The 11,974-nt window shown below is 53.6% G+C and carries 10 protein-coding genes and 2 tRNA genes; 11 read left to right on the top strand and 1 reads right to left on the bottom strand.

Annotated features, from left to right (window positions below):
- Positions 1 to 162 precede the first annotated feature (162 nt).
- The 11 genes from secG (at position 163) to nlpI (ending at position 11,006) form a co-directional block, all read left to right on the top strand.
- Entirely contained in the window at positions 163 to 495 is a 333-nt protein-coding gene (gene secG, locus NH461_RS13590; protein WP_261600864.1) for a preprotein translocase subunit SecG, read from the top strand.
- Positions 496 to 507: 12 nt separating this feature from the next.
- Positions 508 to 592 (top strand) — tRNA-Leu (locus NH461_RS13585).
- A 56-nt stretch (positions 593 to 648) separates the two neighbouring features.
- Positions 649 to 725: transfer RNA gene (locus NH461_RS13580), tRNA-Met, on the top strand.
- A 180-nt stretch (positions 726 to 905) separates the two neighbouring features.
- Complete coding sequence (gene rimP, locus NH461_RS13575; protein ID WP_261600863.1) at positions 906 to 1,361, top strand: ribosome maturation factor RimP; 456 nt, start codon at positions 906 to 908, stop codon at positions 1,359 to 1,361.
- A 22-nt stretch (positions 1,362 to 1,383) separates the two neighbouring features.
- Positions 1,384 to 2,871: a transcription termination factor NusA gene (gene nusA / locus NH461_RS13570; RefSeq protein ID WP_261600862.1), complete on the top strand. Its 1,488-nt coding sequence runs from the start codon at positions 1,384 to 1,386 to the stop codon at positions 2,869 to 2,871.
- Positions 2,872 to 2,895: 24 nt separating this feature from the next.
- Complete coding sequence (gene infB / locus NH461_RS13565; protein ID WP_261600861.1) at positions 2,896 to 5,628, top strand: translation initiation factor IF-2; 2,733 nt, start codon at positions 2,896 to 2,898, stop codon at positions 5,626 to 5,628.
- Positions 5,629 to 5,726: 98 nt separating this feature from the next.
- Positions 5,727 to 6,122 (top strand): 30S ribosome-binding factor RbfA, encoded by a 396-nt coding sequence (rbfA, locus tag NH461_RS13560; protein ID WP_261600860.1) that lies wholly within the window; start codon positions 5,727 to 5,729, stop codon positions 6,120 to 6,122.
- A gap of 3 nt (positions 6,123 to 6,125) precedes the next feature.
- Entirely contained in the window at positions 6,126 to 7,070 is a 945-nt protein-coding gene (gene truB / locus NH461_RS13555) for a tRNA pseudouridine(55) synthase TruB (RefSeq protein ID WP_261600859.1), read from the top strand.
- A gap of 174 nt (positions 7,071 to 7,244) precedes the next feature.
- A complete protein-coding gene (gene rpsO, locus NH461_RS13550; RefSeq protein WP_039458488.1) occupies positions 7,245 to 7,514 on the top strand; it encodes a 30S ribosomal protein S15 in 270 nt (89 codons plus the stop codon).
- Between the two features lie 299 nt (positions 7,515 to 7,813).
- Positions 7,814 to 9,916, top strand: coding sequence for a polyribonucleotide nucleotidyltransferase (pnp, locus tag NH461_RS13545; protein ID WP_410000081.1), 2,103 nt, complete (start codon positions 7,814 to 7,816; stop codon positions 9,914 to 9,916).
- A 163-nt stretch (positions 9,917 to 10,079) separates the two neighbouring features.
- Positions 10,080 to 11,006: a lipoprotein NlpI gene (gene nlpI, locus NH461_RS13540; protein ID WP_261600858.1), complete on the top strand. Its 927-nt coding sequence runs from the start codon at positions 10,080 to 10,082 to the stop codon at positions 11,004 to 11,006.
- 81 nt (positions 11,007 to 11,087) lie between these two features.
- Here nlpI and NH461_RS13535 read toward each other — a convergent pair whose 3' ends face one another.
- Complete coding sequence (locus NH461_RS13535; protein ID WP_261600857.1) at positions 11,088 to 11,963, bottom strand: U32 family peptidase; 876 nt, start codon at positions 11,961 to 11,963, stop codon at positions 11,088 to 11,090.
- Positions 11,964 to 11,974: the final 11 nt, after the last annotated feature.

Below are 11,974 nucleotides of genomic sequence, written 5' to 3'. Positions count from 1 at the left end.
CCTAATTCTTGGTCAAGTGATTCACCCTTATGACTTTTTCGTGAAATTTTACTTGTCATCGGATGAGGCTTTCGCTAGTATTCATCCCGCTCCTTCAGTGAGGGGGTGCGCTGGCGCTGCTGCAGCAAGGCCGGCACAACAATTTAACCATAGGTGGAACCCATGTACGAAATTCTACTTGTGATTTATCTGTTGGCTGCGCTTGGTGTTATTGGCCTGGTTTTGGTTCAACAAGGTAAAGGCGCAGATATGGGAGCTTCATTTGGGGCTGGCGCTTCAGGGACACTGTTCGGCGCGAGCGGCTCTGGAAACTTTTTGACCCGAATGACTGCAATTTGTGCGACGGTGTTTTTTGCCATCAGCCTGGTTCTGGGTAATATCAGTGCCAAGCAAGCAAAAGAAACCAGCAGCTGGGAAGACTTAAGCGCCCCGGCCACTGAACAGGTTGCAAAACCAACTGAGAATGCTCCGGCTCACAGCGACATTCCTCAGTAAATAAAGAATTTAGCCGAGATGGTGAAATTGGTAGACACGCTAGCATGAGGTGCTAGTGCCGCAAGGTGTAGGGGTTCAAGTCCCCTTCTCGGCACCATAATTCGTTGCTTGAAACAGCAACATCTGGACGATATAATCGTCAGCGATTACGGACGCGGGGTGGAGCAGCTTGGTAGCTCGTCGGGCTCATAACCCGAAGGTCGTTGGTTCAAATCCGGCCCCCGCAACCACTTTCCGAAAAAGCGACTATGCTATCAATAGCGTCGTTTTTTCTGTCATAGCCCTGTGCTGTGGCAATCAGGGTCCAGTGATAATAAACCCCGTAATTCGGGGTTTTTTATTATCTGAAAAATGACCATTCAGGTATCTACTGGGCTTTAGTGCCCTTTTTTTGTTTCCGGGGGGTTGTCTTGACAGCTTTAGAGATGCAATTAACTGAATTGCTTGAAGCACCTGTAGTTGCTTTGGGCTATGAGCTGGTCGGCCTGGAGTTTATCCGTGCCGGTGAGCATTCGACATTGCGTGTTTTCATTGACCATGAAAATGGGATCACGGTGGAAGACTGCGCTGATGTGAGCCGCCAGATTAGCGCAGTGATGGATGTTGAAGATCCGATCACTGTTGCCTACAACCTGGAGGTTTCCTCCCCTGGTCTGGAAAGGCCGCTGTTTAAACCAGCACATTATCAGCAATTTATTGGCCACGAGGTCAGCCTGGTATTGAAAATGGCGATGAATAACCGCCGCAAGTGGAAGGGTGACATTACTGCCGTTGACGGTGAGATGATCACATTAAAAGTCGATGGCAATGAAGAAACTTTTGCACTGAGCAATATTTCCAAGGCCAACCTGGTTCCAAAATTCTAACCGCTAAATTGGGGCATTAGAAATGAACAAAGAAATCTTGGCTGTCGTTGAAGCGGTATCCAATGAGAAAGCTGTACCTCGTGAGCGTATCTTCGAAGCACTAGAGATCGCGCTGGCTACAGCGACTAAGAAAAAATATGAAGCAGAAATTGATGTCCGAGTGGCGATTGACCGTAAAACGGGCCACTTTGACACGTTCCGTCGCTGGAAAGCAGTTGAGGAAGTGACTCAGCCAACGCTGGAAATGACCCTGGAAGCGGCGCAGTACGATGATGAAACCATCGGGCTGGGTGACTATGTCGAAGAGCAAATCGAATCGGTAACCTTCGACCGCATCACGACGCAAACAGCCAAGCAAGTGATCGTCCAGAAAGTTCGCGAAGCTGAACGCGCGCAGGTTGTGGAGCAATTCATCGACAACGAAGGTGAGCTGATCACTGGTGTGGTCAAGAAAGTGAACCGCGACGCCGTGGTGATTGACCTGGGCAACAACGCAGAGGCGGTGATCCAGCGTGATGACCAATTGCCGCGTGAAAACTTCCGTCCGGGTGACCGCGTTCGCGGCTTGCTGTATGCTGTACGCCCTGAAGCGCGTGGTTTCCAGCTGTTCATGACCCGTTCTAAGCCGGAAATGCTGTCTGAGCTGTTCCGCATCGAGGTGCCGGAAATTGGCGAAGAGCTGATCGAACTGATGGGGGCGGCCCGTGATCCGGGTTCTCGCGCGAAAATCGCCGTGAAAACCAACGACAAGCGGATTGACCCGGTTGGTGCATGTGTGGGGATGCGTGGTGCCCGTGTTCAGGCGGTTTCCGGTGAGCTGGGTGGCGAGCGTATCGATATCGTGCTGTGGGATGAGAATCCTGCACAATTTGTGATCAATGCGATGGCGCCGGCTGAAGTGAGCTCCATCATTGTTGATGAAGACAACCACACCATGGATATCGCAGTTGAGAAAGACAACCTGGCGCAAGCTATTGGTCGCAGCGGTCAGAACGTCCGCCTGGCGTCACAGCTGACGGGTTGGGAACTCAACGTGATGACCGTTGAAGATCTTCAGAAGAAACACCAGGAAGAAGCACAAGAGTCCATCGAAGTGTTTACCAAACACCTGGATATCGACGAAGACTTCGCCACAATGCTGGTTGAAGAAGGTTTCACCACACTGGAAGAAATTGCTTACGTTCCGGTTGCAGAACTGCTGGCTGTCGATGGCCTGGATGAAGGCACTGTTGAAGAGCTGCGTAACCGTGCGAAAGAAGCGCTGACGACCCTTGCTCTTGCGCAGGAAGAGTCTTTTGAAGGTGTTGAGCCTGCGGAAGACCTGCTTGCCCTGGATGGCCTGGAGCGCGATATGGCGTTCAAACTGGCGGCGATAGGTGTATGCACGCTGGAAGATCTGGCTGACCAAGGCACCGATGATCTGGTTGATATCGAAGGCATGAACGAAGCGAAAGCGGGCGAGCTGATTATGGCCGCACGTAATATCTGCTGGTTCAGCGACGAAGCCTAAATTTAAAAGCAAGGGAGGAGCAGCATGTCAGAGGTTACCGTTAAAGCATTAGCCGAGGAAATTGGAACACCGATTGATCGTTTGCTTCAACAGTTTGCCGATGCTGGTATCAGCAAGAAAGCTGAAGAAAGCGTAAGCCAACAAGAAAAGCAGTCGCTGTTAGCCCACCTGAAGAAAGAACATGGTGGTGCGAGCAGTGCTGACGAGGCTCCGACACGCCTTACTCTGCAACGAAAAACCCGCAGTACGCTGAGCGTATCGGGTTCCGGTGGCAAGAATAAAAGTGTTCAGGTCGAAGTGCGCAAAAAGCGTACTTATGTAAAACGCTCTGCTCTTGAAGAAGAGCAGCGCGCTGCTGAAGAAGCAAAGCGTCAGGCTGAAGAAGTTGCGCAACGTGAGGCGGAAGAAACCGCTCAACGTGCAGCGGAAGAGCAGGCCAAGCGTGAGGCAGAAGCAGCGGCGCAACGTGCCGCTGATGAAAAGCGTTTAGCTGATGAGAAGGCTAAGCAAGATGTAGAAGTTAAGGCCAAGCGTGACGCAGAGGATAAGCAGGAGCGTGAAGCTGATGAGAAGCGTTTAGCTGAAGAGAAGGCTAAGCGCGCCGCTGCTGACGAAGAGGCGAAAAAAGAAGCTGAGGCGCTACAACGTCGCCGGGAAGAGGAAGCCAAGCGTAAAGCCGAAGAAGAAAGTCAGCGCCAGCTAGAAGAGGCACGCAAAATGGCGGAAATGAACGAGAAAAACTGGTCAAAATCTGACCAGGAAACGAGTAATATGGAAAAATCAGACTACCATACTACAACGTCCAGCTACGCACGCGCAGCTGAAGACGAGCAGGATCAGAAAGAAGAAGGCGCTCGCCGCCGTAAGAAAAAGAAAGCTGGCGCGAAGACTGATGATCGCAGCGGCGGACGTGGTGCCCGTAATCAGCGCCCTCGCGGTAAGAAGCAGATGGCGAAGCCGACGTCTATGCAGCACGGCTTTGACAAAACCGCAACCGTTGCCAAGCAGGACGTTGTGATCGGTGAAACCATCGTGGTTTCTGAGCTGGCCAGCAAAATGTCGGTGAAAGCTTCAGAAGTCATCAAAGTGATGATGAAGATGGGCGCGATGGCGACCATCAACCAGGTGATCGATCAGGAAACCGCAGCGCTGGTTGCTGAAGAGATGGGTCACAAAGTCATCTTGCGTAAAGAAAATGAGCTGGAAGAAGCCGTACTGTCTGATCGCGATGAAAACCTGACCGCGGTGCCACGTGCGCCGGTTGTGACTATCATGGGCCACGTTGACCACGGTAAAACATCGACGCTGGACTACATCCGTAAAGCCCACGTTGCTTCAGGCGAAGCCGGTGGTATTACCCAGCACATTGGTGCCTACCACGTTGAAACTGACAATGGCATGATCACCTTCCTGGATACGCCGGGACACGCCGCCTTTACGGCCATGCGTGCACGTGGTGCTCAGGCGACTGATATCGTTGTTCTGGTTGTGGCGGCGGATGATGGCGTGATGCCTCAGACGATCGAAGCGATCCAGCACGCGAAAGCGGCCGGAGTTCCGCTGATTGTTGCGGTGAACAAGATCGATAAAGAAGATGCCAACCCGGACAACGTGAAGAACGAACTGGCACAGTACGACGTGATCCCGGAAGAGTGGGGCGGTGAGAATATCTTCGTTCACATCTCTGCCAAGCAGGGCACGAATATTGACGGCCTGCTGGAAGCGATTCTGCTGCAAGCGGAAGTTCTGGAACTGGAAGCCGTTGCTGAAGGCATGGCGAAAGGTGTGGTTGTTGAATCGCGTCTGGATAAAGGCCGTGGCCCGGTTGCAACCGTTCTGGTTCAGGAAGGGACGCTGCGTAAAGGCGATATCGTTCTGTGTGGCCTGGAGCACGGTCGTGTGCGTGCGATGCGTGACGAGCTGGGTCGTGATATTGAAGAAGCGGGTCCGTCGATTCCGGTCGAGATCCTGGGTCTGTCTGGCGTGCCGTCTTCTGGTGATGAAGCCACCGTGGTTCGTGACGAGCGTAAAGCCCGTGAAGTTGCGCTGTACCGTCAGGGTAAATTCCGCGACGTGAAACTGGCGCGTCAGCAGAAAGCGAAACTGGAGAACATGTTCTCGAACATGACTGCCGGTGAAGTTGCTGAACTGAACGTGGTACTGAAAGCTGACGTTCAGGGCTCTGTCGAAGCGATCGCTGACTCACTGCGCAAGCTGTCGACTGATGAAGTGAAAGTCAACATCGTGGGCTCTGGTGTGGGTGGGATCACCGAAACTGACGCTGTTCTGGCAGCAGCTTCGAACGCGATCATCCTGGGCTTCAACGTTCGTGCCGATGCGTCTGCACGGAAGACGATTGAAACGGAGAGCTTGGATCTGCGCTACTACTCCATTATCTATCAGCTGATTGATGAAGTGAAAGCGGCGATGGGCGGCATGCTGTCTCCTGAGTTCAAGCAGGAAATCATCGGTCTGGCGGAAGTTCGTGACGTGTTCAAGTCGCCTAAGATTGGTGCGATTGCCGGCTGTATGGTGACTGAAGGCCTGATCAAGCGTAACAACCCAATCCGCGTTCTGCGTGATAACGTGGTGATCTACGAAGGTGAGCTGGAATCGCTGCGTCGCTTCAAAGATGATGTTCAGGAAGTTAAGAACGGCTACGAGTGTGGTATCGGCGTGAAGAACTACAATGATGTTCGCGTGGGTGACCAGATCGAAGTTTACGAAATCGTTGAAATTCAGCGTACGCTTGACTAATCATCAAGGTTATAACCTTCTGTAAGGTTTACATATTATCCATGGGGAGCTTCGGCTCCCCATTCTTTCAAGAGAGTTATTCTCTAGGAGAGGCATGAATGTCTAAAGAATTTAGCCGCACGCAGCGGGTTGCCCAGCAATTGCAAAAAGAGCTGGCTGTGATCCTGCAGCGTGAAATCAAAGATCCGCGCATCGGGATGGCGACCATTTCCAGCGTCGACGTGTCGCGTGACATGGGTTATGCCAAAGTCTATGTGACTTTCCTGACCGTGGGTGAGCAGACTGCGGAAGACAGCCTGGAAGCCCTGCGTGAAATGGCACCGTACATCCGCTCGCTGCTGGGCAAGCAGATTCGCCTGCGCGTGACGCCGGAGCTGAACTTTATTTTCGATAAGTCGCTGACCGAAGGGATGCGTATTTCCAATCTGGTGACCAAGGCTGTCCGTGATGATGAAGATCGTCGCGGTGGGAAAGAGACGGAAGACGAGGAATAAACCATGGCACGTCGTCGTAAGGGGCGCCCGGTTGACGGGGTGATCCTGCTGGATAAACCGACCGGTATTACCTCCAATGATGCGCTGCAAAAAGTGAAGCGTATCTATTTTGCGGAAAAGGCCGGCCACACCGGTGCGCTGGATCCGCTGGCGACCGGGATGCTGCCGATCTGCTTCGGGGAAGCCACCAAGTTTTCCCAGTTTCTGCTGGATTCGGACAAGCGCTACCGGGTGATTGCTAAGCTGGGCGAGCGAACGGATACTTCGGATTCTGACGGCGAAGTGGTTGAGACCCGTGACGTCAAGGTTGACCGGGGCCAACTGGAGCGCTGTATTGCCAAATTCCGCGGTACCACCGATCAGATCCCGTCCATGTACTCAGCCCTGAAATACCAGGGACGCCCGCTGTATGAATATGCCCGTGAGGGGATTGAAGTGCCGCGTGAATCTCGGAAGATCACCGTGTATTCGGTTGAGTTGCTGCGCTTTAGCGATAACGAAGTCGAGATGGAACTGCATGTGTCGAAAGGCACCTACATTCGAACCATCGTCGATGATCTGGGCGAGATGCTGGGTTGCGGCGCGCACGTGACCTACCTGCGTCGAACCGGGGTGTCGAACTTCCCGCTCGATCGCATGGTCACGCTGGAGCAGCTGGATGCGTTGCTGGTGCAGGCGCAGGAGCAAGACATTGCACCGCGTGAGCTGTTGGATCCGCTGTTGCTGCCAACCGATACCGCGGTGCAGGATCTGCCGGAAGTCAATATTCTGCCGATGCTGGCCACCTATATCCTGCACGGGAACCCGGTTCAGGCCGGCCGTGTGCCGGCGACTGGCACCCAGGTGCGGATCACGGTCGGCGAGCCGCGCGAATTTATCGGCGTCGGTGTGATTGATGAAGAAGGCATGCTGGCCCCGAAACGGGTGATGGCCAACAAGCCGGCTTAACCGCCTGTCGGGGGATGTCGACGGTGTGTTTCAGCGCGCCGAAATCCCCACGATAGAACAGAATCTTTGCTTGTAGTTCCGCAAGGGGGCAAGTATAATTCGCGGCTCGGGTGTCGGCTGAATCAGAGATTGGCTGGCACAAATTAGAAACAATATTTGTATTAGGAATGAGTTATGTCTCTGAATGCAGAAACTAAAGCAGCAATCGTTGCTGAATACGCGCAAGGCGAAAACGACACAGGTTCTCCAGAAGTTCAGGTTGCACTGCTGACAGCACAAATCAACCACCTGCAAGGTCACTTTGCGAACCACAAGCACGACCACCACAGCCGTCGTGGCCTGCTACGTATGGTTTCTCGTCGTCGTAAGCTACTGGATTACCTGAAAGGTAAGAATCTGGACCGCTACCAAGACCTAATCAAGCGTCTGGGCCTGCGTCGCTAAGATTGCTTTGGAGAAAGGAGCCTTATGGCTCCTTTCTTTTTTTAAGGCATCGGATGTTCCGATCGCCTGAGCCCCGTCGCGGGGTTCGCCCTTAACTGGGTGGCTTGAAGGTGGATCACGAGTCGTTTTCGTCGACCCTGAGGTCGCGGCTAATGACAGTTCTTAGTGGGTTGAGAATTATCATTAGTCGCGATACGTGAAATCACTGCAAAGTTGCCTTTCATCACATGACGCTTTTTGCCGGGTCGGATATACTTAACGGCGCAAACAGAAAGCGGAATAAAACAAAGGAAATTCAAGTGAATCCTATCGTAAAGACTTTCCAGTACGGTAACCACACGGTTACCCTTGAAACTGGTGTAATGGCTCGTCAGGCGACAGCCGCAGTGATGGTTAGCATGGACGATACCTCGGTATTCGTCAGCGTTGTGGGCAAGAAAGAAGCCGTAGAAGGCCAGGACTTCTTCCCGTTAACTGTAAACTACCAAGAGCGTACATACGCTGCGGGTAAAATCCCGGGTGGTTTCTTCAAGCGTGAAGGCCGTCCATCTGAAGGCGAAACCCTGACAGCTCGTCTGATTGACCGTCCAATCCGTCCGCTTTTCCCTGATGCATTCAAAAATGAAGTCCAGGTAATTGCAACTGTGGTTTCTGTAAACCCGGACGTGCAACCAGACATCGTGACCATGATTGGTACGTCTGCGGCACTGGCGATTTCCGGTATCCCGTTCAACGGCCCAATCGGTGCGGCACGTGTGGGTTACATCAACGACCAGCTGGTCCTGAACCCAAGCAACACTGAGCTGGCTGACAGCCGTCTGGACCTGGTGGTTGCCGGTACGGACAACGCGGTCCTGATGGTTGAATCCGAAGCCGACCGTCTGACTGAAGAACAAATGCTGCAAGCGGTGGTTTACGGCCACGACCAGCAGCAAGTTGTGATCAACGCGATCAAAGAATTCGCGGCAGAAGTTGCGACACCGGCATGGGATTGGGTTGCACCAGCTGAAAACACTGAGCTGAAAGCCCGTGTTGCTGAGCAGGCGGAAGCACGTCTGACTGACGCATACCAAATCACTGAGAAAATGGCCCGTTACGAGCAGGTCGGTCAAATCAAGAGCGACGTAGTTGAAACGCTGCTGGCTCAAGACGAGGCACTGGATGAGCGTGAAATCCGCGACATGCTGAGCTCGCTGGAGAAGAAAGTGGTTCGTAGCCGCATCATCGCCGGCAACCCGCGTATCGACGGCCGTGAAAAAGACATGGTTCGTGCGCTGGACGTTCGTACTGGCGTGCTGCCACGTACCCACGGCTCTTCTCTGTTCACCCGTGGTGAAACACAGGCGCTGGTCACTGCCACACTGGGTACCCAGCGTGATGCACAAATCATCGACGAGCTGACCGGTGAGCGTAAAGATCACTTCCTGCTGCACTACAACTTCCCGCCATACTGTGTGGGTGAGACGGGTTTCGTGGGTTCTCCGAAGCGTCGCGAAATTGGCCACGGTAAACTGGCCAAGCGTGGTATTGCTGCGGTGATGCCATCTGCGGACGAGTTCCCGTACACCGTGCGTGTGGTTTCTGAAATCACCGAATCAAACGGCTCGTCTTCGATGGCGTCTGTTTGTGGTACGTCTCTGGCGCTGATGGATGCCGGTGTGCCAATCAAAGCATCTGTGGCCGGTATCGCCATGGGTCTGGTGAAAGAAGGCGATGACTTTGTGGTTCTGTCTGACATTCTGGGTGACGAAGACCACCTGGGCGACATGGACTTCAAAGTGGCTGGTACTGCGGACGGCGTCACTGCGCTGCAGATGGATATCAAGATTGAAGGGATCACCAAAGAGATCATGCAGATCGCGCTGAACCAGGCGAAAGGTGCCCGTTCTCACATCCTGAACGTGATGGATGAAGCGATCAACGCGCCACGTGCAGATATCTCTGAGTTTGCGCCGCGTATCCACACCATGAAGATTAACCCTGAGAAGATCAAAGATGTGATCGGTAAGGGCGGTGCGGTGATTCGTGCGCTGACTGAAGAAACTGGTACTACGATTGAAATCGAAGACGACGGTACTGTGAAGATCGCAGCGACCGAAGGGACTGCTGCGAAAGAAGCGATCCGTCGTATCGAAGAGATCACTGCGGACGTTGAAGTTGGCCGTATCTACACCGGTAAGGTGATGCGCATTGTTGACTTCGGTGCTTTCGTTTCTGTGATTGGCGCCAAAGAAGGTCTGGTCCACATTTCTCAAATCGCTGAAGAGCGTATTGAGAAAGTTGCGGATCACCTGGAGCTGGGTCAGGAAGTGAAAGTGAAAGTTCTGGAAATCGATCGCCAGGGCCGTATCCGTCTGAGCATGAAAGAAGCTGCGACGGCAGAAGCCAAGCCAGAAGCATAAGGCTTTTGCAAAAACCATGATATAAAGGGGCTTATTGCCCCTTTTTTATATTTGTGAATTACTTAGCTGTGATTGAATTGCATCCGCAACCGCTTAAATTGTACTGATGGTATAAGCTAGTAAGAAGATTCGTTGGTATGAGTTCACCTCAGGGAGAATTGCATTGATTGCAAACAGGTTCAAAGTCGCCGTTGTCGCGATTTCTATGATGATGGCAGGCTGCAGCGCAGCCCCCCAATCGAATTGGGTTCACCCGCCAATGGCCGTGCCGTTCCAGCCGACGATCCAGCAGCAGATCCAGCTGGCCCGGATCGACCAGTTGCTCAAGCGCAATGACCTGGATGACGATACCCTGGCTCAGGTGTACTACGAGCGGGGCCTGCTGCATGACAGCCTGGGATTACGTGATTTGGCCCGTCTCGACTTTAACCAGTCACTGTCGCTGAAACCGGATCAGCCGGACGTGTTCAATATTCTCGGGGTTTATTTTACCCAGAGTGCCCATTTTGATGCCGCGTATGAAGCCTTTGATTCAACGCTGGAACTGAACCTGCGCCATCCGTATGCCCAGCGTAACCGCGGCATTGCCTTGTACTACGGCGGCCGCTACGACCTGGCACATGAAGATTTGATCGCGCACTACCAGCAGAATGTGAACGATCCCTACCGGGTGATCTGGCTGTATCTGGTCGAGCAGGTACAGATGCCCGAGACTGCCGATGAGAAGCTGCGCCAGCGTTTTGAGGCCAGTGAGCAGCAGGACTGGGGCTGGCAGATCGTCCGTCTGTATCTGGGCGATGTGACTGAATCTGAGTTCTTGGCGCAAATCAGCCGGGAAAGCGAAGACAATGCCATGCTGGCTGAGCGACTGACCGAAGGTTATTTTTACCTGGCCAAGCAGTACCATTATCGCCAGGATTACCAGTCGGCCCTGATGCTGTATAAGCTGGCGCTGTCCGGCAATGTATATGAGTTTGTCGAGCACCGTTTTGCGTTGCTGGAGCTGAGCCGGCTGATGGCAGAGGCCCAGGTCGCGCAGGAGCAACCGGATGAATCGCTTGAAGAAGCGTTACCACTGGACAGTGAATAACACCTGTCGTCGCCTCTCACTGGATAGTCGCGATCAAAAAAGCCGCAGTGATTGCGGCTTTTTTGATCGTCAGTGGGCACGCTAGCGGATTTCCAGTCCGGCCAGGTTGTGCCAGTAACCGTTACATTGGTGCCCGCCTGGCAGCGGGTGGTGCTGCGCGCCCTGCTCATTGGCGCGGAACTGATCCAGCAGCGGCAGGGTTTCGGTGCCGAGCGGACTGAGGCGGACGACATCGACCAGCTCGGTCATGCTGCAGAGGTCGTTGATCAGGTTGTAACAGTAGCCGGACTGGGTCTGGATCCCGTTCAGGGTGAAGACCTTCTGACTTTCCTGGCTGTTGACGGTGATCCCGTTGGGGTAGCGAATGCAGCAGGTTTCGCAGTCATCTTTGGCGCGATCTTCGGCCCGGGCCGTAAAACAACGGGCCGAGTAGGCCAGCGGCAGATAACCGTAGCTAAAGACTTCGGTTTCAAACTGATCGCGGATCCCCATTGTTTCGCATTCACGCACCACTTGTTGCAGCCACTCGCGCGAGAGCTCAACCGGCATGCACCAGCGCACCATCCCCTGCTTGAGCAGCAGCCGCAGGGTTTGGGCGTTGTAGCAGTTGATGGCCGGGCCGGTAATAAAGGGCACGCCCTTGTCCCGGGCGAGCTGGATCGCAGAAACGTCATTGGCTTCAATCATGAACTCCCCGTTTTCAATGTATTTTTTCATCACATTGACTTCGCTCGGGGCTTCGAGCAGTGCCATCGTTGAGAGCACGACCTGCTTGCCGGTTGCTGACAGAGCCCGGGCCAGCTCCAGCCAGTGGGCGGGTCTGAGCTCGCGGCGTTTGGAGCAGACGGTTTCTCCCAGATAGACGATGTCGGCACTGCTGTCCTGAACCTGCTGATAGAAGGCTTCGACCTCGGTTTTGGGCCAGAAGTAAAGCAAGGGACCTAAGGCGTATTTCATAGGCGGCTCCT

Origin of the sequence: Photobacterium sp. TY1-4, assembly GCF_025398175.1 — a bacterium.
GTDB lineage: Bacteria > Pseudomonadota > Gammaproteobacteria > Enterobacterales > Vibrionaceae > Photobacterium.
This window is presented reverse-complemented; position numbering and strand designations above follow the sequence as displayed.

Coding starts and splice junctions, on each gene's coding strand:
- secG (WP_261600864.1), top strand. CDS start 163: ATGTACGAAATTCTACTTGTGATTTATCTGTTGGCTGCGCTTGGTGTT.
- nusA (WP_261600862.1), top strand. CDS start 1,384: ATGAACAAAGAAATCTTGGCTGTCGTTGAAGCGGTATCCAATGAGAAA.
- infB (WP_261600861.1), top strand. CDS start 2,896: ATGTCAGAGGTTACCGTTAAAGCATTAGCCGAGGAAATTGGAACACCG.
- rbfA (WP_261600860.1), top strand. CDS start 5,727: ATGTCTAAAGAATTTAGCCGCACGCAGCGGGTTGCCCAGCAATTGCAA.
- truB (WP_261600859.1), top strand. CDS start 6,126: ATGGCACGTCGTCGTAAGGGGCGCCCGGTTGACGGGGTGATCCTGCTG.
- rpsO (WP_039458488.1), top strand. CDS start 7,245: ATGTCTCTGAATGCAGAAACTAAAGCAGCAATCGTTGCTGAATACGCG.
- NH461_RS13535 (WP_261600857.1), bottom strand. CDS start 11,963: ATGAAATACGCCTTAGGTCCCTTGCTTTACTTCTGGCCCAAAACCGAG.